Source organism: Azospirillum sp. TSO35-2 (genome assembly GCF_003116095.1).
Taxonomy (GTDB): Bacteria; Pseudomonadota; Alphaproteobacteria; order Azospirillales; family Azospirillaceae; genus Azospirillum.
The window spans coordinates 448243-470120 of the sequence record NZ_LGRA01000013.1 but is presented as its reverse complement, the minus strand read 5'-3'; the positions used below and the strand labels follow the sequence as shown (position 1 = coordinate 470120).

The window sequence follows — 21878 nt, the reverse complement described above, 5'->3', positions numbered from 1 at the left end:
TTCGGGAGGGATTTGAAACGATGAGGCACGCGATGCACGCGAGGCTGTCGCCGCGCCGCTGGGTGATGCTGCTGCTCCTCTTGATGATACCGTTCTCACCCTTCACCGGGAAATCGGCGGCGGCGGAAGGCGAAGCCCTGTTCCGCCAGCAATGCGGAACCTGCCATTCGGTGAAGAAGGACGACGGGCCACGCGCCGGGCCGCCGCTCTACGGGGTGATCGGCCGCAAGGCCGGCACGGCGGACCGCTTCGAGTATTCCGATGCGCTGCGCGGCGCCGGTTTCGCCTGGGATGCCGGGCATCTGGAGCGCTGGCTGACCAACTCCAACGCCTTCGTGCCCGGCAGCTACATGAACTACCGGCAGGACGACGACAGTGTCCGCAAGAGCATCATCAGCTTTCTGCAGACCATCACCAGCGCCAGTGCCAACCCCAGCACCAAACAGTGACGCCGGCCCCCCAACGCCATCGCAGGAAACATCATGGCCAAGATCATCCACATGATGGTGCGCGTCCTCGACGAACAGCGGTCGCTGGACTTCTACGCCAAGGCCTTCGGGCTTGAGCCGGCCGACCGGCTGGCCTTCGACGGCTTCACGCTGATCTACCTGCGCAACGCCGAGAACGATGTCGAGCTGGAGCTGACCGTCAACCACGACCGCAGCACCCCCTACAGCCACGGCGACGGCTACGGCCACATGGCGGTGGCGGTCGACGATCTGGAGCGCGAGCACGCCCGCCTGTCGGCGCTGGGCTTTCCGGTGACGCCGGTGAAGGAATTCGCGCCGGGCGGCACGCTGCTCGCCCGCTTCTTCTTCGTCACCGATCCGGACGGCTACAAGACCGAGGTCCTGCAACGGCACGGCCGCTACCGCTGACGCCGTTGCCGCTGATTTGGCGCAGCAAGAACAACCAACCATGGGAAGGAGACGTCGATCATGCGCGTTCTCGACAAACGGACACGGCTCAACAGGCGGAATTTCCTGAAGACCTCCGCCGCCTCGGTGGCGGCGGCGGGCGCGGTGTCGGGCGGGATGGTGTCGATCACCGCAACGCCGGCCTGGGCCGAGGGGCTGACGGCGATCAAGCCCGAGGCGGCCAAGACCCTGCTGGTCATGGTGCGCGACCTCTACCCGCACGACCGGCTGGGCAACGCCTATTACGAAACGGCGCTGGCCTCGATGGACCAGGCGGCGGCCAAGGACGCGACGATCGCCGGCCAGCTCAACGAAGGCGCCGTGGCGCTCGACGCCGCCGCGCGCAAGCTGCGCAACGCCCCCTACGCCGCCATTCCGGCCGAGGCCGACCGCGTGGCGGTGCTGAAGTCGATCGAATCCACCCCGTTCTTCGCCAAGGTGCGCGGCGACATGGTGGTCGCCCTCTACAACCAGCCGGAGGTGTGGGCCAAGCTCGGCTACGAAGGGCCCTCGGCCGAGTATGGCGGCTACGTCCACCGCGGCTTCGACGATCTCGACTGGATCAAGGACGCCTGACGGCAGCGTCGACGCGCCTCAAAGAACGCCCAATCAAATACCCTAAGGGGGAGGACCCGAGGAATGGCTGCGAAATTCGGACTGGACGACGACGGCGTCGTGGTGGTGATCGGATCGGGTGCCGGCGGCGGCACGCTGTCGAACGAGCTGGCGCAGAAGGGGATCAAGGTCGTCTGCCTGGAAGCCGGCGGACGCCACGAGATTCAGGACTTCGTGAACGACGAGTGGAAGAGCTTCTCGCAAATCTCCTGGCTCGACAAGCGGACCACCTCGGGCGCCTGGCGGGTGGCGAAGGACTTCCCCAACCTGCCGGCCTGGATCGTCAAGGCGGTCGGCGGCTCCACCGTCCATTGGGCCGGCGCCTCGCTCCGCTTCCAGGAGCATGAGTTCAAGACGCGCACCACCTATGGCGAGATCGAGGGGGCCAACCTGCTCGACTGGCCGGTGACGCTGGCGGAGATGGAGCCCTATTACGACAAGGCCGAGTTCAAGATGGGGACGACCGGCACCAACGGCATCCCGCGCCTGCCCGGCAACAACAATTACAAGGTGCTGGCGGCCGGCGCCAAGAAGCTGGGCTACAACGAGTTCCACACCGGCAACATGTCGATCAACAGCAAGCCGCGCGACGGCCGCGGCGCCTGCCAGCAGATCGGCTTCTGCTTCCAGGGCTGCAAGTCGGGTGCGAAATGGTCGACCCTCTACACCGAGATCCCCAAGGGCGAGGCCACCGGCAACCTGGAGGTCCGGCCGAACTCCCAGGTCCTGAAGATCGAGCATGACGCGAAGGGCCGGGTCAACGCGGTGCTCTACGCCGACGCCACCGGCGCCTTCCACCGGCAGAAGGCCCGCGTCGTCGCCGTCGCCGGCAACTCGATCGAGAGCCCGCGCCTGCTGCTGAACTCGGCGTCGTCGATGTTCCCGGACGGGCTGGCGAACTCGTCGGGCCAAGTCGGGCGCAACTACATGCGGCACATGACCGGCTCGGTCTACGCGGTGTTCGACCGACCGGTGCACATGTACCGCGGCACCACCATGGCCGGGATCATCCGCGACGAATCCCGCTTCGACCCGCGGCGCGGCTTCGTCGGCGGCTACGAGATGGAAACGCTGTCGCTCGGCGTGCCCTTCATGGCCGCCTTCCTCGACCCCGGCGCCTGGGGCCGCGACTTCAGCTCGGCGATGGACGCCTACGACCATATGGCCGGCATGTGGCTGGTCGGCGAGGACATGCCGCGCGAGACCAACCGCATCACCCTGCACGCGACCGAGAAGGACAAGTTCGGCCTGCCGATCCCGAACGTGAACTTCGACGACCATCCCAACGACGTCGCCATGCGCACCCACGCCTACGGCCGCGGCTCCGCCGTCTACGACGCGGTGGGCGCAACGCGGACCATCCACACGCCGCCCTACCCCTCCACCCACAACCTCGGCACCAACCGCATGAGCGCCAACGCGCGGGACGGCGTCGTCAACAAATGGGGCCAGACGCACGACATCAAGAACCTGTTCGTGTCGGACGGCAGCCAGTTCACCAGCGGCGCGTCGGAGAACCCGACCCTGACCATCGTCGCGCTGGCGATCCGGCAGGCCGACCACATCGCCGAGCAGATGAGCCACCGGGAGATCTGATACCGGGTTCTGGATGTCTTGACTCCTGAACCCGGTATCCGGCCGCGACGGCGGCCGCGGCCCGATAGGGCCGAAGCCTGCGTGGCGTATGAACGCGCGTTCGGCCCGCCCGGGGCTCCGGACCCCTCCTCCGGAGTCCCGGGCGCGGCGCGCGCAGGCAAGCCCGAGCCGTCACTCCGGGGAACGCATCAGAACTCCCTCATGTTTGCGGGACAAGGCGCCGCCGGCAACGCGGCGCCGTTCACCGGAACCGACCCAGGAGGGATCCATGCTGCCCGCCACCGTCTCCCGCGTGGAGAATGCCACGTCCGCCGAACTGAACCGTCGGATCGCCGCCGAGATCACGCAGAGCGTCCGCCACCATGCCGAGCATCCGGAGGAGATCGACCGCCGCCTCCGCGACCTCGATCGCGAATGGGACGTCGAGCGCACGCTCGAGACCAACGCGGCGACCCTGGCGCTGACCGGCACCCTGCTGGGCGCGTTCGCCGACCGGCGCTTTCTGCTGCTGCCCGCCGCCGTCGCCGGCTTTCTGCTTCAGCACGCGCTTCAGGGCTGGTGCCCGCCGATTCCGGTGCTCCGGCGCCTGGGCATCCGCAGCGCGGCCGAGATCCAGCGCGAGCGGACGGCGCTGAAGGCGCTGCGCGGCGACTTCGAAGGCCTGGGCCACAGCGCGCCGGACGAGGCGCCGGCACGACGGGCCCGTCGCGCGATCGAGGCGGCCGACGCCTGACCGGCTCCACCGCCCGGTGGTGGGACATGACGTCCCACCACCGCTCTTTAGCCCCATGCGCCGGCCCCTCCGTGCACCGTGCGCGCTAAACTGGATGCATCGCAACCGCATGGAGGGATGCATCATGAGACGCCTGATGGCGATGACGGTGGCCGTTCCGCTGCTTTTCATCGCCGCGCCGGGCACGGCGACCGACCTTCACTGGTTCTGGGAACAGACTTGCGGGGACTGCCACGACCACGCGGCCAGCTGGGCGCGGCAATTCCTGACGGTGAAGGACGGGAGGCTCCAGGGGCGCCATCACACGGACGACCTGCTCGTCTTCCTGGGGAATCACCACCTGCCGCCGGACCTCGTCCAACCGATGTACGACATGCTGCTCGCCCAGGCCAGCACCGAGCCGCGTTTCAAGGAGCGTTGCGGTCGCTGCCACGAAACCGCCGCCGAACTCGCCCGGGAATCGCTGGTGGTCCGCAACGGTGTGTTGCAAGGGCGGGAGAGCGGTCGCCCGGTGGCCCAGTTCCTGCCCCGCCATGCCAAGCTCGGCCTGACGCCGGAGGATGTGGCCTTCTTCACCGACTTGCTGACGCGGGTCGAAGGCGAGGTCCATTCCGGCAACTGAGAACGCGGCGAAGAATGCCGTCGCCGACCCGGCGATTAGGACTCCAGCGGGCCGCGCATCCTGTGGCATAAGGGGCCGAACCTCGCCACGGGAACCCGTCCGCACATGATTCGCTTCGAGAACATCAGCAAGCAGAACAGTCACCGAATCCTTTTCCTCGAAGCGTCTGCGGCACTGAACAGGGGCGAGAAGATCGGGCTGGTCGGTCCCAACGGCGCCGGCAAGACGACGCTGTTCCGGATGATCACCGGCGAGGAGCTGCCCGACGGCGGCCAAGTGTCGATCGAGAAGCAGGTGTCGATCGGCTATTTCAACCAGGATGTCGGCGAGATGGCGGGCCGCAGCGCCGTCGCCGAGGTGATGAACGGCGCCGGGCCGGTCAGCACGGTGGCGGAGGAGTTGGCCAGCCTCGAAGCGGCGATGGCCGATCCCGACCGCCTCGACGAGATGGACGCGATCATCGAGCGCTACGGCGAGGTGCAGGCGCGCTTCGAGGAGCTGGGCGGCTATGAGCTGGAGGGCAAGGCGCGCGAGGTGCTCGCCGGGCTCAGCTTCAGCCAGGAGATGATGGACGCCGACGTCGGCGGCCTGTCGGGTGGCTGGAAGATGCGCGTGGCGCTCGGCCGCATCCTGCTCATGCGGCCCGACGCCATGCTGCTCGACGAGCCGAGCAACCATCTGGACATCGAAAGCCTGATCTGGCTGGAAGGCTTCCTGAAGGGCTACGAAGGCGCCCTGCTGATGACCTCGCACGACCGCGAGTTCATGAACCGCATCGTCACCAAGATCATCGAGATCGACGGCGGGTCGCTGACCAGCTACTCCGGCGACTATGCCTTCTACGAGCGGCAGCGGGCGTTGAAGGAGCAGCAGCAACAGGCGCAGTTCGAACGGCAGCAGGCCATGCTGGCGAAGGAGCTGAAGTTCATCGAGCGCTTCAAGGCCCGGGCCTCGCACGCCAGCCAGGTCCAGAGCCGGGTGAAGAAGCTGGACAAGATCGAGCGCTTCGAACCGCCCAAGCGCCGCCAGGTCGTGACCTTCGACTTCCCGCCGGCCCCGCGCTCCGGCGAGGACGTCGCGGTGCTGAAGAACGTGCACAAGGGCTATGGCGACCGCAGCATCTACCAGGGGCTCGACCTGACGATCCGCCGCAAGGAGCGCTGGTGCGTCATGGGCATCAACGGCGCCGGCAAGTCGACGCTGCTGAAGCTGGTGGCGGGCTCGACCGAACCGGACACCGGGACCGTCACCGTCGGCGGCAGCGTCAAGATGGGCTATTTCTCCCAGCACGCGATGGAACTGCTCGACGGCGAGCGGACGGTGTTCGAATCGCTGGAGGGGGCGTTCCCGCTGGCCGGCCAGGGCTCGCTGCGGGCGCTGGCCGGCTGTTTCGGCTTCTCCGGCGACGACGTCGAAAAGAAATGCCGCGTCCTGTCCGGCGGCGAAAAGGCCCGGCTGGTGATGGCGCTCATGCTCTACAACCCGCCGAACTTCCTGGTGCTCGACGAACCGACCAACCACCTCGATCTCGACACCAAGCAGATGCTGATCACCGCGCTGGCCGCGTACGAGGGCACCATGCTGTTCGTGTCGCACGACCGCCATTTCCTGGCCGCGCTGTCCAACCGGGTGCTGGAACTGACGCCGGAGGGCATCCACCAGTATGGCGGCGGCTACACCGAATACGTGGCGCGCACCGGCCACGAAGCCCCCGGACTGCACAGCTGACGTCCGGGAGCAATCATCCGCAGGCCGCTAGGATCTGAGCCGGCTGGACGCGCTCATCAGCGCCGCGTCCGCCGACAGCAGGGTCTTGGCCAGCGCCACCCAATAGCTGGCGCCGATGGCGAGGTTGGCGTCGTTGAAGTCGTAGGCCGGGTTGTGCAGCAGGCAGCCGCCGTCGGTCGGCCCGTTGCCGAGCCAGATGTAGCAGCCCGGCCGCTCCTTCAGCATGAAGGCGAAATCCTCCGCCCCCATCGAGGGCATCGGGTCGTGGTCGATGTTCTCCTCCCCCACCAGGCCGGCGGCCACCTTGGCGCACAGCGCGGTCTCGGCCGGGCTGTTGACGGTCGCCGGGTAGCGCCGTTCGTAGCGCACGCTGGCGGTGCAGCCGAAGGAGGCGGCGGTGTGCTCCGCCAACGCCCGCAGGCGGGCCTCCACCACGTCCTGGACGCTGTCCTTGAAGGCGCGCACGGTGCCGCGCAGCGTGACGTCGGACGGGATGACGTTCCAGGTGTCGCCGCCGAAGATCCAGGTGGTGGAGACCACCGCGCTGTCCATCGGGTGCAGGCTGCGGCCGGGAATGGTCTGCAGCGTGGTCAGCAGATGGCCGGCGGCGGTGACCGGATCATGGCCCATGTGCGGCATGGCGGCGTGGCTGCCCTGGCCGTGGATCACCACCTCGAAGATGTCGTAGCTGCCCATCATCGGCCCCGGCCGCAACGCGACCTGGCCCAGCGGCAGGCCCGGCCAGTTGTGCATGCCGTAGACACCCTCCACCGGGTACCGCTCGAACAGCCCGTCGGCGATCATCTCGCGGGCGCCGCCCTCGTTCTCCTCCGCCGGCTGGAAGATGACGTGCAGCGTCCCGGCGAAGTCGGGATCGTCGGCGAGGACCTTGGCGGCGCCCAGCAGCATGGCGGTGTGGCCGTCATGGCCGCAGGCGTGCATCCGGCCCGGATTGACCGAGCGGTGGGCGAAGTCGTTCGCCTCGTGGATGTGCAGGGCATCCATGTCGGCGCGCAGCGCGATGGCGCGGTTGCCCGGCCGCCGGCCCTTCAGCGTGCCGACCACGCCGGTGCGGCCCAGCCCCGTCTCCACCTCCAGCCCGAAGGAGCGCAGCGTGCCGGCGACGAAGGCGGCGGTCTCATGCTCCTCGAAGGCGGTTTCGGGGTGGGCGTGCAGATGGTGCCGCCAGTGCCGCATCTCCGGCGCCAGCGCCGCGGCGGCCGGGTTCAGGCGGACGTTCGGAGGGATGCTCATTCAGGCGTCTCCATGCTGCCACTTTCAGGCAGGCTGTAGCGGAAGTCGCAGTGGCTGTCGCCCTGCATGATGGTGCGGGTGCGGGTGAAGCGGGCATCCGGCCGGTAGCCGCACATGAACTCGCCGTCGCGGTTGCAGGACAGGATGTCGCCGATCTCCTGGACGCCCATCTCGCGATAGCTCTCGGCGTAGCGGCAGCGGGTGACGTTGAAGCCCAGCCGGTCGGGCGTGCTCTCGATCACCTCCAGCCGCAGGGCGTCGCCGGCGGTCCACAGGGCGAGCCGCTCGCGGAAGGTGGCGAGGTCGGCCGTCCCGTGGCTGGCGCGGTCCTCCGCCGCCATGGCGGCGCCGGTTTCGCGCGCCATCGTCTCGATCGCACGGGCCAGGACGGCGCGCGCCCGCTCCCGGCCGATCTCGGGCACGAGCTGGTCGTAGAGCGCCTTGGCGAAGGCCGCCTCGATCCGCCGACGGTCCAGGATCGCCATGGCGTTGAGCGGCATGCCTGGAGGCGCCATGCCCGGACGTGGCGGTGCGGCGGGTGGGGTGTCGTCGGTGTCGGTCATCGTTCCGGTCCTTCCCTTCGGCGGCCGAGACAGGCCGCCCGGAGGTGGTGATCGGCGGCCCGTTCGGCGCCGCCCCACAACGCAGGCCTGATCGTCGGCAGATTTTCACGGAAAGGCGTTTGCCCGCAAGGTGTCGGACGGCTTTTCGCCGTACATCTGGAAATAATAGGCGGAGAACCGGCCGAGGTGCCAGAAGCCGTGGTCCATGGCGATCTCCGCCACCGTCGTCGACCGCGGGTCGGCGACGCGCAACGCCCGCCGCGCCGCGTTCAGCCGCACCATCTTCAGGTAATCCTTGGGCGAGACGCCCATGACGTCGGCGAAGCTGTATTCCAGCATGCGCGTCGTCACCCCGATTGCCTGGGCGACCTGCGCCACGGACAGCCGCTCCTCGGGGTAGGCTTCCACATACTCACGGAACTGACGGACGAACTTCTGCCGCTGCGACGGGGCGACCGCCGCGGGGCGGACAGCGTGCAAGACGCCGGCCTCGACCACCGACACGCAGTGATCCAGCAGGGGCAGGATGACGCCGGCCTGTTCCAGCAGATCCGGCGTCGCGGCGAGCATGCATTGCAGCACCATACGCAGTTCGGGGCTGCGGGCGTAGGAGAACGAGCTGGTCGGAACCTCCGCCGGGTCCGGCATCCTCACGCGAAGCTGCTCCGCCCGCCAGCCGTCGATGGCCAGCGCCAGCACCGACATCGGCCCGTTGCACAGGAATTCGCACAGGGTGCCGCCGCGCAGGACCAGCACGTCGTCCTCGCCGACCGGCTTGCCGTCCAGCCGGGCCGGGGCCGATCCCAAAGCCGAGACGGCGACCACCAAGGTGTCGGGCGGCGGTGCGGTGTGCTGATGCAGGCGAAGGTTGGTGTCCTCCCGGAAGATGCGGATGCCGGGCGCGACCACCTCGGTCAACCGCCCGAGGAAGCGCCCGGGCTGCAGCTGGCGGTAATGCTGGGTCCAGCCGGCCAAGGCCTGCTCCTGCTCCCACACGTCGTCGGCGACGTCGGTCGCCGGTTGGAGGATCTTGGGCTCCACCATCCGCTCTTGCTCCAGGGACGGCACAATCCGGCCGGTTCGTGTGGCTTTGGCGGCAATGTCCAGGCACCGGTCATGCCGGCGCCACCATGTTCCGCGCTTTGGAAAAGAAGTCAAACACAGAGAAGGATGATCTCCGCCATTTCGCATAATGGATAAGAGCGTTTTTTAGCCATTTCTCTGCACTACAGAAAAACTCGCCGCTCAAAGCGAAGGCAACCGGGCGATTTCGACAACAGAAGCCTCAGTAGCGTCCACCCCTGTAGGGGGAAACGAGGCAGTCGAAAGATTTTTGACACGGCGACAGGTCTTGACGCGGTCATCGGGTTCTTGCCGGTTTTCACACGGGCAAACTGGTTCGAGCGACGCATAATTACCATTGGTTCTTAACAATATGATAAGCGAACAAATCATCATTGCGGCTCACAATGTCGTCCAGTAATTCGAAAAGACAGGTGGCGAGTAAAGCAAAATCCCCAAGACCGCCGCAGATGAATATGTCACGGGCAATCGGCCATTGATATTCACGGACTCCCCAGAAATATCCCTTGCGCGACGTCTGACTTCATCGAGCGATCTCCTTGGCCGCTTAAAGAAAAATCTGACGAATCACCTGCCGCTTTCGCAAATCGGATAGATCGCACGCCAACCGTCACTGCACGATGCTTGGCAGCCGCAGAGGAACCGGGAAACCCGGTCCGGGTGCGGCGACCACGCGGATATCCGAACGGAGGGCGACGGGATGGCGGATGTGCTGATCCTGGGCGGCGGCCCGGCGGGCGCGGTGCTTGCCCGGCGCCTGACGGCGCTCGGGCACGAGGTCGCTCTGGTGTCCTGCGCCCGCCGCCCGGCGGTGGAGGGGTTGTCGGTGCGGGCGGTGGAAGGCCTTCGCCGTGCCGGCTGTGCCGAGGCGGTCGCGACGGTCGGCGCGCTGGCGATGCGTTCGGTCGATTGGAACGGGCGGCGCACCGGCCTGAACGGCGAGCATCTGGTCGACCGCCCCGTCCTCGACGCCGCGCTCCTGCGCGACGCCGCGACCGGCGGCGCCACGGTAATCCACGCCGCGGTGGCCCGCGTCGAGCCCATGGGGGACGGCTGGCGGGCGGTCGATGACGAGGGTGCGACGCTGGGGGCCGGCCGCTTCCTGGTGGAAGCCCGCGGCCGCCGGGCGCCGAACGCCCCGGCGCGGGAAACCGGCCCGCGCTCGCTGGCGGTGAGCCGCAGCTATCAGGGCCGGCCCGGGCCGGCGGGCAGCGCCGCGCTGTCCTTCGCCGACGGCTGGGGCTGGCTGGCCGCCCTGCCCGATGGCCGGCGGGTGGTGCAGGTCATCACCGACGGCACCGAGATCCCCGCCCGCGCCGACCTGACCGCCTGGCACGCCGCCGCGATCTCGACCCTGCCGCAGGCGGCCGACTGGATCGCCGGCTGCACGCCGGCCGGTGCCGCCGAAGCGCGCGACGCCACGGCGATCCGGCGATCGGCGGGCCTGTCGGCCGACCGGCTGCGGATTGGCGACGCCGCCTTCGCCGTCGACCCGCTGTCGGGCCACGGGGTCTACGCCGCGGTGGCCTGGGCCTTCGCCGCCGCCGCGGCCGTTAACACGCTGCTGACGGACCGAAGCGCGCTGCCCCTGGTCGAGCGCTTCGTCGAGGAGCGCTGTACCGAGCTGTTCGCCCAGGCCGCCGCGGCCGGCAACGTGTTCTACCGCACCGAGGAACGCTGGCCGGACCGCCCCTTCTGGTCCCGCCGCGCCGCCTGGCCGCCAGCCCCGCCGCCCTTGCCGGAGCGCGGCATCCGCCGCCGCGCCGTGGTGGTGAACGACCGGATCGAGGAGCGCCCGGTGCTGGTCACGCCGGCCCTGCCGCGCGGCGTGCTGGCGGTCGAGGGGATCGAGCTGTGGCCGCTGCTGGCGACGGCGAAGGAGCGCCCGGACCAGGGCGGCGACCTGGCGGAGCAATGGGGCCGCCGGCTCGGCCAACCGCCCGACCGGGTCGCCGTGGCGCTCGCCTGGCTGGCACGGAACGGATTTCTGCCCGGTGGGACATCCCACCTCGCGCCATGACGACAACGACCAAGAACGGGGGAGTATCGATGGGACCGAGACGAAGAGACTCCGGCGGCACCGCACCGGCCGATCAGTGGCACGGCGTGCTGTTCGGCGCGCTGGCGGGAACCATGCTGTTCGGCGGGGCGATGACGATCGCCGATGACGCCTTCGCGGCGGGCGGCGGCGCGACCGATGGCCGGGCGCTGATCCAGGAGCGCTGTTCCTCCTGCCACCAGAAGGAGGCGGACGGAACGCTGCACCGCATCGACCATGTCCGCAAGACGCCGGAAGGCTGGACGATGACGCTGTTCCGCATGCGCCAGTTCCACGGCGTCGCGCTGTCGGAGGAGGAGCAGCGGACCCTGGTCGCCTATTTCGCCGACCGCCAGGGTCTGGCGCCGGAGGAAACCGCCCCCTACCGCTATGTGCTGGAACGCCGCCCGGCGGTGGTGGAAGAGCCGGTGACCGATGGCGACCTGTCGGTGATGTGCGCACGCTGCCACAGCGTCGCCCGCGTCGGGCTCCAGCGCCGCGACGCCGACGAATGGACGCGTCTGGTCAACTTCCATCTTGGCCAATGGCCGACCATCGAATATTCCGCCCAGGGCCGCGACCGCAAATGGTGGGAGATCGCCTCCACCCAGATCCCGCAGCTTCTCGGGACGAAATTCCCGTTCAAGACGGACGCCTGGACCGATTGGCAGGCGGCGCCCAAGCCCGACCTCGCCGGCCGCTGGGCGGTCGCCGGGCACCGGCCGGGGATCGGCTCCTACGGCGGGACGGCGACGGTCACCAAGGCCGAAAACGGCTACCGCGTCACCTACGAGCTGACCGACGCCGCCGGCAAGCCGCTGAGCGGAGAGGGCCGTTCGGTCGTCTACACCGGCTATGAGTGGCGCGGCACCGGCACGCTCGACGGCAAGCCGGTGCGCGAGGTGTTCGCCGCGTCGCGCGACGGCAGCCGCCTCGACGGACGCTGGTTCCTGACCCAGCAGGACGAGGTCGGCGGCAGCCTGCACGCCCTGCGGATCGGCGGGACCGCCAGCGCGATCCTCGGCACCAGCCAGAGCTTCCTGAAGGCGGGGACCACCGCCCGCATCACGCTGTGGGGCGCCGGGCTCGACCGTGGCGAGATCGCGTTCGGCCCGGGCGTGTCGGCGAAGATCCTGTCGCGCAGCCCGACCGCCATGACCGTGGAGGCGACGGCCGCCGCGGACGCCGCCCCCGGCGCGCGCAGCCTGACGGTGGGCGGCGCCAGGACCGACGGTTTCGCCGTCTACGCCACGCTCGACAGCGTCCGGGTGGAGCCCGACTACGCCATCGCCCGCATCGGCGGCAACAGCGGGCCGGTCCCGCCGATGACCGCCCAGTTCGAGGCGGTCGGCTACCTGAACGGCCCGGACGGCAAGCCGGGCACCGAGGACGACGTGCGCGTCGGCCCGATGCCGGCGAGCTGGAACGTCGAGCCGTTCAACGAGGCGGCGGCGCAGATGCAGGACGCCAAGTTCGCCGGAGCGATGGGCCCGACCGGCCTGTTCATGCCGGCCGGCGCCGGCCCCAACCCGCAGCGCCAGTTCGGCACCAACAACATCGGCGACCTGAAGATCGTCGGCACGGTCCAGGACGGCTCCGCCACGCTGACCGGCTCCGGCCGGCTGATCAGCACGGTGCAGCGCTGGAACGACCCGCCCATCCATTGAGGAGCAGAGCCATGGCAACCCTTCATCTGGTGCGCGACGACCTGCGCGACGTGACGGTCGGCGACCGGCGTGTCCTGTTCCACGTCCCGACCAGCGGCCTGTTCGAGCTGGACCGCGTCGGCGGCGCCCTGATCGACCTGTTCGCCGAGCTGGGCGAGGTGAGCGAGGAGGATGTCCGCCGCCGCTTCGACGGCGTCGCCGACCCGGCCGAGGTCATCGACAGCCTGCGCGAGCTGATCACGCTGCGCGTCGTCGAGAACGGCCCGGTCGCCAAGCGGTCCAAGCCGCCGGTGACCATCAGCGAGTTCCCGCTCAGCACCGTCGTGCTGAACGTCAACACCGGCTGCAATCTCAGCTGCACCTACTGCTACAAGGAGGATTTGACCACCCCCGCCAAGGGCGAGCGGATGGAGTTCGACACCGCCGCCCGCAGCGTCGACCTGCTGCTGCAGGAGGCGAAGGGCCGCGACAGCGTCAACGTCGTCTTCTTCGGCGGGGAGCCGCTGACCAACCTGCCGCTGATCCGCCAGGTGGTGGAGTATGCCGAGAGCCGCGGGCGTGACGCCGGTGTCCGCATGGACTTCTCGCTGACCACCAACGGCGTCCTGCTGACCGAGGACATCGTCGACTGGCTCGACGCCCACCGCTTCGGCATCACCATCAGCATGGACGGGCCAAAGCCGCTGCACGACCGCAACCGCCGCACCGTCGGCGGCAAGGGGTCGTACGACGTCGTGGCGGCCAAGGCGCGGATGCTGCTGTCCCGCTACCGCTCCCGTCCGGTCGGCGCGCGGGTGACGCTGACCGCCGGGGTGACCGACGTGATGGCGATCCACGACCATCTGAAGAACGAACTGGGTTTCTTCGAGGTGGGATTCTCCCCCGTCACCTCGGGCGCCATGTCGGCCTTCAACCTGACCGGCGACGAGCTGGCCGACGTCTTCCGCAACATGAAGGAGCTGGGCCGCGCCTATGTCGAAGCGGCGAAGCGCGGCGTCAACACCGGCTTCTCCAACATGCACCAGCTGATGACCGACCTGTCGGAGGGCACGACCAAGTCGCTGCCCTGCGGCGCCGGCCTGGGCATGCTGGCGGTCGACAAGGAAGGCGACCTGCATCTCTGCCACCGCTTCACCGGATCGTCGCAGCCGACCTACGGCAATGTCGAGGACGGCATCGCCAAGGACAGCCTCGGCAGCTTCCTGGAGGGCATGGCCAACCGCAGCGGCACCGATTGCGAGACCTGCTGGATCCGCAAGCTGTGCGCCGGCGGCTGCTATCACGAATCCTACGCCCGCTACGCCGATCCGGCGCACCCGACCTATCACTACTGCGACCTGATGCGCGACTGGATCGACTTCGGCATCCGCGCCTACGCCGAGATCATGGTCGCCAACCCGCAGTTCATCGAACGCCACGTCGCGCCGCGCAGGGGGATGAAATGAAGCATCTGACGCCCATCAACAAGAAGGCCCGCCTGGTCGACCAGGCCGTCGAGGACGGCCATATGGACGAGGTGGTGGCGATGCAGGTGGTGGTTGGCTGCGCCTCCACCATGGATCCGGGCTGGGAGGTCGATCCCTTCGGCAGCGTCGCCGCGCTGTGCGCGCCGATGGAGGCCGACCTCTACGGCTGCTCCGACCCCTGCTGGTGGCCGGCGCAGGTGCCCGACACCATCAACAGCTACCCGGATTGGAACGCCAAGGCCGCCTCGGCCCAGAACGACTGGCGCGCGCTCCAGTCGGTGTTCCCCAAGGAATGACCGCCATGAGGGACCACGCAAACGGAGCCCGTCCGATGAGAAACCGCCGCCCCATCGTCCAAACGGCATCCCGCCTCGGCGGCCTGCTCGCCGCCCTGCTGCTCGCCGCCTCTCCCGCCGCCGCCAAGGACTATCTGCTGACCGGCGCCAAGCCCGACAAGCTGGTGCTGGTCGACGCCGCCGCCCGCAAGGTGGAGCGGGTGCTGACCATCCCCGGCGGCGGGGTGGCGCCCAGCACCATCGTGCCCTCGCCGGACGGCCGCGTCGCCTATGTCATCAACAACCATCTGGGCAGCGTGTCCGGCGTCGATCTGGACAGCGGCAAGCAGGTGTTCCGCGCCGATTTCTCCACAACCGGCGAACCGGGCGGCGACCTGCGCGTCCGCGCCCTGTTCGGCATGGACGTCAGCCCCGACGGCAAGGAGCTGTACGTCTTCCAGTCCCCGGTCCGCCTGCTGCCCGGTGAATACCGGGTGGAGGACACCCGCATCGCCGTCTACAACACCGCCGACGGCGTCGGCGCCAAGCCGGTGCGCCTGCTGCCGGCGCCGCGCCGCATCGCGGTGCTCGCCTTCTCCAAGGATGGCGGCACGCTGTGGGCGCTCGGCTGGGATCTCTACGGGCTCGACCCGAAGACCGGGGCGGTGAAGGAGACGCACAAGGTGCTGAACTGGACCCGCGCCAACCACAGCCCGCCCGACGTCCTCGACATCTGGCCGCAGTTCGAGCAGGCGGCGACCCTGTCCACCCCCTACTCCACCGCCCGCACCGATCTGGCGGCGACCGATCCCGGCGCCGCCCGCACTGGGCTGATGACGCTCGACCTCGCCACCGGCCGGATGGACATGCGCGACTTCGAGGACACCAGCGCCGTCATCTTCTCGTCCGTCATCAGCCCGGTGAACCGGACGGAGGCCTATTCCGTCTACACCCAGCTGTCGAAGATCGACACCGACGGCGGACGGCTGGTCAAGCGGGTCGACCTGCCGCACACCTACTACGCGATCAACATCTCCAGCGACGGCAAGGAGGTCTATGTCGGCGGCACCGCCTGCGACATCGGCGTCTACAGCACCGACACGCTCGACCGCGTCGGTCAGGTCGAGATCGCCGGCTGCCCCGACCAGGGCATGGCCTCCCTGCGGGTGATCCGGCGCTGACCACATCCAAGAATCCCCCTCTCCCCACGGGGAGAGGGGGATTCCTCCGTCACCCACAGGATCCCCCATGCCCAATTCCCTGCGCTGGGCCGGTGCCTTCGTCCGGCCGCACCGCATCCGTCTGGCGGTCTGCGTCGCGCTGTCGCTCGCCGGCACCGGCGTCGGGCTGGTGCAGCCCTGGCTGACCAAGCGCATCGTCGATGACGGGCTGACGGGCGGCAATGCCCGGCTGCTCGTCCTGCTGACGCTGGGCATGCTGGCGGCAGGGCTGGTTTCGACGCTGCTGTCGGGGGTGAACCGGCTGGTCTACACCCGCGCCTCGGCCGGCGTGCTGTTCGCGATGCGGGAGCATGTCTACGGCCATCTCCAAAGCCTGCCGCCGCGCTTCTACGCCCGCTGGTCGGCCGGCGACGTGCTGGGCCGGCTCGACGGCGATCTGGCGGAGGTGCAGCGCTTCGCCGTGGACGCTCCCCTCTCCGCGCTGAACGCGCTGCTGACCCTGGCCGGGGCGGTGGCGCTGATGGCGCTGATCGACCCGGCGCTGACCCTGGTCGCCTTCCTGCTGCTGCCGGCCCAGGCCCTGTTCCTGCACCGCACCCGCCCCTGGGTGGAGCGCAACAGCCGGGCGCTCCGCGACGCCATGGCGGCGCTGACCGGCTTCTTCGTCCAGCGGCTGTCGGCGATGAAGCTGATCCAGTCGCTGGGCGCCGAGGGCCAGGAGGCCGACCGCCTCGCCACCCTCAACCGCGACTGCCTGGGGCAGCTCCTGCGCCAGCAGATGGTCGGCCTCGTCACCGGTGGCGTGCCGGGATTGCTGGGCTCCGCCGGGACCGCCGCGGTGTTCCTGTGGGGCGGGCTGCGGGTGATCGACGGCGACCTGTCGCTGGGCGCGCTGATCGCCTTCTCCGCCTATCTCGGCCGCGCCGCCGGTCCGGTGCAGGGCCTTCTCGGCCTGATCGTCGGGGCGCAGCGCGCCCGCGTGTCGCTGGACCGGGTCAATCAACTGCTGGCCGAAGCCCCGGCCGTGCGCCCGCCGGCGCGACCGGTCACGCCGGAGCCCGGCGGTGGTGCCCTGTCGGTCGACGGCGTGGTGTTCGGGTACGGGCCGGACGGATCGGGGCCGAACGGATCGGGGCTGAACGGGCCGGTGCTCGACCGGCTGTGCCTGACGGTGCCGGTCGGTGCGAAGGTCGGGCTGCTCGGCCCCTCCGGTGCTGGAAAATCCACGCTGACCGACCTGCTGCACCGCCATTACGACCCGGAGCAGGGCCGCATCACGCTCGACGGCGTCGACCTGCGCGACCTCGACCCTGCCCTGCTGCGCCGCCGGGTGGCGGTGCTGGGGCAGGACGCGCCGCTGCTGCCGGGCACCATCGCCGACAATCTGCGCTTCGGCCTGACGGCGGCGGAGAGTGCCGCGCTCGACAAGGACAGGCTGGCCGAGGCGGTGGCCGCCGCCCAGCTCGCCGGCTGGATCGCCGGGCTGCCGCGCGGGCTGGACACGCCGGTCGGCGCCTGGGCGTCGGCCCTGTCGGGCGGCCAGCGGCAGCGGATCGCGCTGGCCCGCTGCCTGCTGCGCAAGCCGGAACTCCTGATCCTCGACGAACCGGTGTCGGCCCTCGACCCGGTCGCCGCGGTGCGGCTGATCGCCGACGTCGACCGGCTGTTCGCCGGCCGGACCCGCCTGGTCATCAGTCACCGGGCGGAGGCGCTGGCCGGCTGCGACGCCGTCTACCGGTTGGAGCAGGGCCGGCTCTTCCCCGAACCGGCTGGCACGGTCGACCGGCCGCTGCGGGAGGCCGCATGCGCGTCGCGGTGATCGACAGCGGCATCGCCCTGCCCGGTGTGCCGGTCGCCGAGCGCGCGGCCTTCCGGCTGCGCCCGGACGCCCTGGGCGTCGAGCAACTCCCAGCCCAACCCGACCGCGTCGGCCACGGCAGCGCGGTCGCCGCCGCCATTCTGGCGCAAGCCCCGGCGGCGGAGCTGATCGACGTCCAGATCTTCCACGACGGCGTCACCGCCTCCCCGGCCGCGGTGGCGGCGGCGCTGCGCTGGGCCGCCGACCGCGGCGCCCGTCTGGCGACCTTGAGCCTCGGCCTGCCCGCCGACCGTCCGGTGCTGCGCGCGGCGGTGGAGGCGGCGCTGGCGCGGGGCCTGCTGCTGGTCGCCGCCAGTCCGGCCCGCGGCGGCCCCGTGTGGCCGGCCGCCTATCCCGGCGTCATCGCCGCCACCGGCGACGCCCGTTGCGGACCCGGCGAGGTCTCCGTCCTGCCGACCGCCTTCGGCACCTGTCCGCGCCGCCCCGATGGGGATCCGCGCGCCGGCGGCGCCAGCCTCGCCGTCGGCCATCTTGCCGGCCTTCTCGCCGCCGCCGCCCCGTCGTCGCACGAGGCGGCGCTTGCCCATCTGCACCGGGTCGCCCGTTGGCGGGGGCCGGAGCGGCGGCTGGTCTGACGCCCCGACCGACGCGACGGCAAAGAAAAACATCCGCAACATAATCAGTTCGCAAAGCGGATAGATCGCACACGCCACGATGGCGATACTTCGGCCGCTTCCCGCGGAAGACCTGCCCTCCCAATTTCCGGAACGCACCCATGTCCGATTACAAACTGCTGATCGGCGGCCGCCTGGTCGCCGGCGACACCACCATGCCGGTCGTCAACCCGGCGACGGAGGCGGTGATCGCCGCCTGCCCGCGTGGGTCGGAGGCCCAGATGGACGAGGCGGTCGCCGCCGCCAAGGCCGCCTTCCCCGGCTGGGCGGCGCTGCCCATCGCCGAGCGGCGGGCGGCGATCCTGCGGCTTGCCGACGCGCTGAACCGGCGGGCCGACGCGTTCGCCCGGCTGCTGACCCGGGAGCAGGGCAAGCCCCTGTCCGAATCGACGGCCGAACTGGCCTATACGGAAGCCTTCCTGCGCAGCCTCGCCGCGCTGGACCTGCCGGTGCGGGTGGTGGAGGACAGCGAACGGCGGCGTGTCGAGCTGCACCGCCGGCCGCTGGGGGTGGTCGCGGCGATCATCCCCTGGAATTTCCCGCTGCTGATCATCGCCTTCAAGCTGCCGCTGGCTCTGCTCGCCGGCAACAGCATGGTCATCAAGCCGGCGCCGACCACGCCGCTGACCGCCCTGCGCTTCGGCGAGCTGTGCGCCGAAACCCTGCCGCCCGGCGTCGTCAACATCGTCACCGATGCCAACGACCTGGGCGCCCGCCTGTCCAGCCATCCCGACGTGCGCAAGGTCACCTTCACCGGCTCCACCGAGACCGGACGGCGGGTGATGTCCTCGGCGGCGGCGACGATCAAGCGGATCACGCTGGAGCTGGGCGGCAACGACGCCGCCATCGTCCTGGAGGATGCCGACCCCAAGGCGGTGGCGCCGAAGCTGTTTGCCGGCGCGTTCCTGAACGCCGGGCAGGTCTGCCTGGCCATCAAGCGCCTCTATGTCCATGAGCGCATCCATGACGCGCTGTGCGCCGAGCTGGCCGCCTTGGCCGAGGCGGCGGTGGTCGGCGACGGGCTTGAGCCGGACGTGCGGATCGGCCCGCTCCAGAACCGCGCGCAATACGACAAGGTGCTGGGCTTCCTGGAAGACGCCGGGCGCGACGGCCGGATCATCGCCGGCGGCGCGGTCACGGACCGGCCCGGCTATTTCATCCGCCCGACCATCGTGCGCGACATCGCCGACGGCGCCCGGCTGGTCGATGAGGAACAGTTCGGTCCGATCCTGCCGGTGATCCGGGTCACCGACACCGAGGACGCCATCCAGCGGGCCAACGCCTTGCCCTATGGGCTCGGCGCCTCGGTGTGGTCGTCCAACCCCGACCGCGCCTATGACGTGGCGCGCCAGCTGGAGGCCGGCACCGTCTGGGTCAACACCCACCTGGATTTCGGCCCGACCATTCCCTTCGGCGGCGCCAAGCAATCCGGCCTTGGCGTCGAGTTCGCCGAGGAAGGGCTGGCGGAATTCACCCAGCTCACCGTCATCAACAGGGCGCATGGAGTGTGATCGGCTCTGGCGGAATCGCTTGAGCCGTGAAACACACTCACCAAACGGGGGATCGACAGACCGCCTCCGCGCGGGTTCAGTAGCGGAACGCGCCGCCCCGCCCCGCCGGGGCGGCGCCCATAACGGGCCAACCGCCCACAAATCATCCCGGGAGGAAAGCAGCTTGCAAACGGACACCCTGTCGCTGACCCAGAGCTACGTTCACGGCGCCAGCCGCACCCCGCTGCTGGGCGAGACGATCGGCGCGCATCTCGACCGTATCGCGGCGCTGTCGCCCGACCGGCCGGCCCTGATCGTCCGCCACCAGGGCATCCGCTGGACCTACGCGGCGTTCAAGCGCCGGGTCGACCAGGTGGCCGCCGGACTGGTCGCGCTGGGGCTGAAGCCCGGCGAGCGGATCGGCATCTGGTCGCAGAACAACGCCGAATGGGTGGTGACCCAGTTCGCCACCGCCAAGGCCGGCCTGATCCTGGTCAACATCAACCCGGCCTACCGCCTGCACGAGCTTGAATACGCCATCAACAAGGTCGGCTGCGCCGCCCTGATCCTGGCGCCCGCCTTCAAGGGCAGCGACTACATCGGCATGGTCCGCAAGCTCACTCCGGAACTGGACCGCGCCGACGCCGGGGCGGCGACCGGCGCCCTGGCGCTGGAACGGCTGCCGAGCTTGCGCCACCTGATCCGCCTGGGGGCGGAGAAGACCCCGGGCATGCTGAACTTCGACGAGCTGCCGGCGCTGGCCCGGCCGGCGGACATGGCCGAGCTGGGCCGTCTGGCCGGCATCCTGCAGTTCGACGACCCAGTCAACATCCAGTTCACCAGCGGCACCACCGGCAGCCCGAAGGGCGCCACCCTGACCCACCACAACATCCTCAACAACGGCTTCTCCGTCGGCGAGGCGATGCGCCTGACGGAGGAGGACCGGCTGTGCATCCCGGTGCCCTTCTATCATTGTTTCGGCATGGTTCTGGGCAACCTCGCCTGCGTCACCCACCGCGCCTGCATGGTGATCCCCGGTGAAGGGTTCGACCCGGTCGCCGTGCTGTCCGCGGTGCAGGAGGAACGCTGCACCGGCCTGCACGGCGTGCCGACCATGTTCATCGCGCTGCTCGACCATCCGGACTTCGCCCGCTACGACCTGTCGAGCCTGCGCACCGGCATCATGGCCGGCTCGCCCTGCCCGATCGAGGTGATGAAGCGGGTGGTGTCGGAGATGAACCAGCGCGAGATCACCATCGCCTACGGCATGACCGAAACCAGCCCGGTCAGCTTCCAAAGCTCCACCGACGATCCGCTGGAACGGCGCGTCTCCACCGTCGGCCGCATCCAGCCACACCTGGAGGTCAAGATCGTCGACGCCGAGGGGCGCATCGTCCCGCCGGGGACGCCGGGGGAATTGCTGACCCGCGGCTATTCGGTGATGCGCGGCTATTGGGGCGACGCGGAGCAGACGGCCAAGGCGATCGACGAAGCGGGATGGATGCACACCGGCGACCTCGCCACCATCGACGCCGAGGGCTACTGCAACATCGTCGGCCGGCTGAAGGACATGGTGATCCGCGGCGGCGAGAACATCTACCCGCGCGAGGTGGAGGAGTTCCTCTACACCCACCCGGACATCGCCGACGTCCAGGTGTTCGGCGTGCCCGACCACCAGTTCGGCGAACAGCTCTGCGCCTGGATCCGGCCGAAGCCGGGGGTGGCGCTGACCGAACAGCAGGTGACCGCCTTCTGCCAGGGCGCCATCGCCCATTACAAGATCCCGAAATACATCCGCTTCGTCGACGAGTTCCCAATGACGGTGACCGGCAAGATCCAGAAATTCGTGATGCGCCAGACCATGATCGACGAACTCAACCTCACCCAGGACCGGACCGCCTGAACCCGCCGTCTCCGGGGCCTGGAAGGCGGGACGGCTCCAGGCCCCGGCCCCTCACGGATCACCAGCTTGCCGGACAGCCGTTCCCGGCGGGCGAGCGGCAGGCTGTCCAGGCACACCCCCATCCCCTTCACCACGGCGTTGATCGCCATGCACCGCCGGCCGAAGCGCAGGCCGAGATCCTGCGCCGCGGTCGCGAGGGATCCGGCCATCACACGCTGAACGGCACCGCCTGAGACAGCGGATCCCATTCGATC

General features: G+C 69.6%; 19 protein-coding genes. 16 read left to right on the top strand and 3 right to left on the bottom strand.

Annotation, left to right across the window (positions count from 1 at the left end; genetic code table 11):
* Positions 1 to 32: 32 nt before the first annotated feature.
* The 7 genes from TSO352_RS09495 (at position 33) to TSO352_RS09465 (ending at position 6211) form a co-directional block, all read left to right on the top strand.
* The gene (locus TSO352_RS09495) at positions 33 to 449 is read left to right on the top strand and encodes a c-type cytochrome (RefSeq protein WP_109107091.1); all 417 of its coding nucleotides are present in this window, start codon (positions 33 to 35) and stop codon (positions 447 to 449) included.
* A 33-nt stretch (positions 450 to 482) separates the two neighbouring features.
* Positions 483 to 878, top strand: coding sequence for a VOC family protein (locus tag TSO352_RS09490; protein ID WP_109107090.1), 396 nt, complete (start codon positions 483 to 485; stop codon positions 876 to 878).
* A 60-nt stretch (positions 879 to 938) separates the two neighbouring features.
* Complete coding sequence (locus tag TSO352_RS09485; protein WP_109107089.1) at positions 939 to 1493, top strand: twin-arginine translocation signal domain-containing protein; 555 nt, start codon at positions 939 to 941, stop codon at positions 1491 to 1493.
* Between the two features lie 63 nt (positions 1494 to 1556).
* Positions 1557 to 3128, top strand: a complete 1572-nt coding sequence (locus TSO352_RS09480) for a GMC family oxidoreductase (protein WP_109107088.1) — start codon at positions 1557 to 1559, stop codon at positions 3126 to 3128.
* A 268-nt stretch (positions 3129 to 3396) separates the two neighbouring features.
* Complete coding sequence (locus TSO352_RS09475) at positions 3397 to 3861, top strand: hypothetical protein (protein ID WP_199231545.1); 465 nt, start codon at positions 3397 to 3399, stop codon at positions 3859 to 3861.
* A 136-nt stretch (positions 3862 to 3997) separates the two neighbouring features.
* Positions 3998 to 4483: a hypothetical protein gene (locus TSO352_RS09470; protein WP_109107087.1), complete on the top strand. Its 486-nt coding sequence runs from the start codon at positions 3998 to 4000 to the stop codon at positions 4481 to 4483.
* Positions 4484 to 4588: 105 nt separating this feature from the next.
* A complete protein-coding gene (locus TSO352_RS09465) occupies positions 4589 to 6211 on the top strand; it encodes an ABC-F family ATP-binding cassette domain-containing protein (RefSeq protein ID WP_109107086.1) in 1623 nt (540 codons plus the stop codon).
* 27 nt (positions 6212 to 6238) lie between these two features.
* Here the strand turns inward: TSO352_RS09465 and TSO352_RS09460 are convergent, their stop codons facing one another.
* From TSO352_RS09460 to TSO352_RS09450, 3 genes are all read right to left on the bottom strand, one after another.
* On the bottom strand, positions 6239 to 7465 hold the full coding sequence (locus TSO352_RS09460) for a M20 aminoacylase family protein (protein ID WP_109107085.1): 1227 nt from the start codon (positions 7463 to 7465) through the stop codon (positions 6239 to 6241).
* Positions 7462 to 8028 (bottom strand): L-2-amino-thiazoline-4-carboxylic acid hydrolase, encoded by a 567-nt coding sequence (locus TSO352_RS09455; RefSeq protein ID WP_109107084.1) that lies wholly within the window; start codon positions 8026 to 8028, stop codon positions 7462 to 7464. The genes TSO352_RS09460 and TSO352_RS09455 overlap by 4 nt, the downstream gene beginning before the upstream one ends.
* Before the next feature lie 105 nt (positions 8029 to 8133).
* A complete protein-coding gene (locus TSO352_RS09450; protein WP_158284562.1) occupies positions 8134 to 9072 on the bottom strand; it encodes a helix-turn-helix domain-containing protein in 939 nt (312 codons plus the stop codon).
* 739 nt (positions 9073 to 9811) lie between these two features.
* On the opposite strand from TSO352_RS09450, the gene TSO352_RS09445 reads away from it, so the two are divergent.
* The 9 genes from TSO352_RS09445 (at position 9812) to TSO352_RS09405 (ending at position 21624) form a co-directional block, all read left to right on the top strand.
* On the top strand, positions 9812 to 11131 hold the full coding sequence (locus TSO352_RS09445; RefSeq protein WP_109107082.1) for a lycopene cyclase family protein: 1320 nt from the start codon (positions 9812 to 9814) through the stop codon (positions 11129 to 11131).
* A gap of 29 nt (positions 11132 to 11160) precedes the next feature.
* Positions 11161 to 12816 carry a quinohemoprotein amine dehydrogenase subunit alpha gene (gene peaA, locus TSO352_RS09440; protein ID WP_158284561.1) on the top strand — a complete coding sequence of 552 codons (1656 nt, stop codon included), beginning with the start codon at positions 11161 to 11163 and terminating at the stop codon, positions 12814 to 12816.
* Between the two features lie 11 nt (positions 12817 to 12827).
* On the top strand, positions 12828 to 14261 hold the full coding sequence (peaB, locus tag TSO352_RS09435; RefSeq protein WP_109107080.1) for a quinohemoprotein amine dehydrogenase maturation protein: 1434 nt from the start codon (positions 12828 to 12830) through the stop codon (positions 14259 to 14261).
* Entirely contained in the window at positions 14258 to 14578 is a 321-nt protein-coding gene (gene qhpC, locus TSO352_RS09430; RefSeq protein ID WP_109107079.1) for a quinohemoprotein amine dehydrogenase subunit gamma, read from the top strand. Before peaB ends, qhpC begins: the two co-directional genes overlap by 4 nt.
* Before the next feature lie 35 nt (positions 14579 to 14613).
* Positions 14614 to 15738, top strand: a complete 1125-nt coding sequence (gene peaD, locus TSO352_RS09425) for a quinohemoprotein amine dehydrogenase subunit beta (RefSeq protein ID WP_109107078.1) — start codon at positions 14614 to 14616, stop codon at positions 15736 to 15738.
* Positions 15739 to 15805: 67 nt separating this feature from the next.
* The gene (locus TSO352_RS09420; protein ID WP_109107077.1) at positions 15806 to 17557 is read left to right on the top strand and encodes an ABC transporter ATP-binding protein; all 1752 of its coding nucleotides are present in this window, start codon (positions 15806 to 15808) and stop codon (positions 17555 to 17557) included.
* On the top strand, positions 17542 to 18192 hold the full coding sequence (locus TSO352_RS09415; RefSeq protein ID WP_109107076.1) for a S8 family serine peptidase: 651 nt from the start codon (positions 17542 to 17544) through the stop codon (positions 18190 to 18192). The genes TSO352_RS09420 and TSO352_RS09415 overlap by 16 nt, the downstream gene beginning before the upstream one ends.
* Before the next feature lie 140 nt (positions 18193 to 18332).
* Positions 18333 to 19742 (top strand): aldehyde dehydrogenase family protein, encoded by a 1410-nt coding sequence (locus TSO352_RS09410; protein WP_109107075.1) that lies wholly within the window; start codon positions 18333 to 18335, stop codon positions 19740 to 19742.
* 184 nt (positions 19743 to 19926) lie between these two features.
* A complete protein-coding gene (locus tag TSO352_RS09405) occupies positions 19927 to 21624 on the top strand; it encodes an AMP-binding protein (protein ID WP_348770597.1) in 1698 nt (565 codons plus the stop codon).
* Positions 21625 to 21878: the final 254 nt, after the last annotated feature.

What these genes read in the sequence shown, in the direction of transcription:
- TSO352_RS09495 (WP_109107091.1), top strand. Translation starts at nt 33, where the DNA reads ATGCACGCGAGGCTGTCGCCGCGCCGCTGGGTGATGCTGCTGCTCCTC.
- TSO352_RS09490 (WP_109107090.1), top strand. Translation starts at nt 483, where the DNA reads ATGGCCAAGATCATCCACATGATGGTGCGCGTCCTCGACGAACAGCGG.
- TSO352_RS09485 (WP_109107089.1), top strand. Translation starts at nt 939, where the DNA reads ATGCGCGTTCTCGACAAACGGACACGGCTCAACAGGCGGAATTTCCTG.
- TSO352_RS09480 (WP_109107088.1), top strand. Translation starts at nt 1,557, where the DNA reads ATGGCTGCGAAATTCGGACTGGACGACGACGGCGTCGTGGTGGTGATC.
- TSO352_RS09475 (WP_199231545.1), top strand. Translation starts at nt 3,397, where the DNA reads ATGCTGCCCGCCACCGTCTCCCGCGTGGAGAATGCCACGTCCGCCGAA.
- TSO352_RS09470 (WP_109107087.1), top strand. Translation starts at nt 3,998, where the DNA reads ATGGCGATGACGGTGGCCGTTCCGCTGCTTTTCATCGCCGCGCCGGGC.
- TSO352_RS09465 (WP_109107086.1), top strand. Translation starts at nt 4,589, where the DNA reads ATGATTCGCTTCGAGAACATCAGCAAGCAGAACAGTCACCGAATCCTT.
- TSO352_RS09460 (WP_109107085.1), bottom strand. Translation starts at nt 7,465, where the DNA reads ATGAGCATCCCTCCGAACGTCCGCCTGAACCCGGCCGCCGCGGCGCTG.
- TSO352_RS09455 (WP_109107084.1), bottom strand. Translation starts at nt 8,028, where the DNA reads ATGACCGACACCGACGACACCCCACCCGCCGCACCGCCACGTCCGGGC.
- TSO352_RS09450 (WP_158284562.1), bottom strand. Translation starts at nt 9,072, where the DNA reads ATGGTGGAGCCCAAGATCCTCCAACCGGCGACCGACGTCGCCGACGAC.
- TSO352_RS09445 (WP_109107082.1), top strand. Translation starts at nt 9,812, where the DNA reads ATGGCGGATGTGCTGATCCTGGGCGGCGGCCCGGCGGGCGCGGTGCTT.
- peaA (WP_158284561.1), top strand. Translation starts at nt 11,161, where the DNA reads ATGGGACCGAGACGAAGAGACTCCGGCGGCACCGCACCGGCCGATCAG.
- peaB (WP_109107080.1), top strand. Translation starts at nt 12,828, where the DNA reads ATGGCAACCCTTCATCTGGTGCGCGACGACCTGCGCGACGTGACGGTC.
- qhpC (WP_109107079.1), top strand. Translation starts at nt 14,258, where the DNA reads ATGAAGCATCTGACGCCCATCAACAAGAAGGCCCGCCTGGTCGACCAG.
- peaD (WP_109107078.1), top strand. Translation starts at nt 14,614, where the DNA reads ATGAGAAACCGCCGCCCCATCGTCCAAACGGCATCCCGCCTCGGCGGC.
- TSO352_RS09420 (WP_109107077.1), top strand. Translation starts at nt 15,806, where the DNA reads ATGCCCAATTCCCTGCGCTGGGCCGGTGCCTTCGTCCGGCCGCACCGC.
- TSO352_RS09415 (WP_109107076.1), top strand. Translation starts at nt 17,542, where the DNA reads ATGCGCGTCGCGGTGATCGACAGCGGCATCGCCCTGCCCGGTGTGCCG.
- TSO352_RS09410 (WP_109107075.1), top strand. Translation starts at nt 18,333, where the DNA reads ATGTCCGATTACAAACTGCTGATCGGCGGCCGCCTGGTCGCCGGCGAC.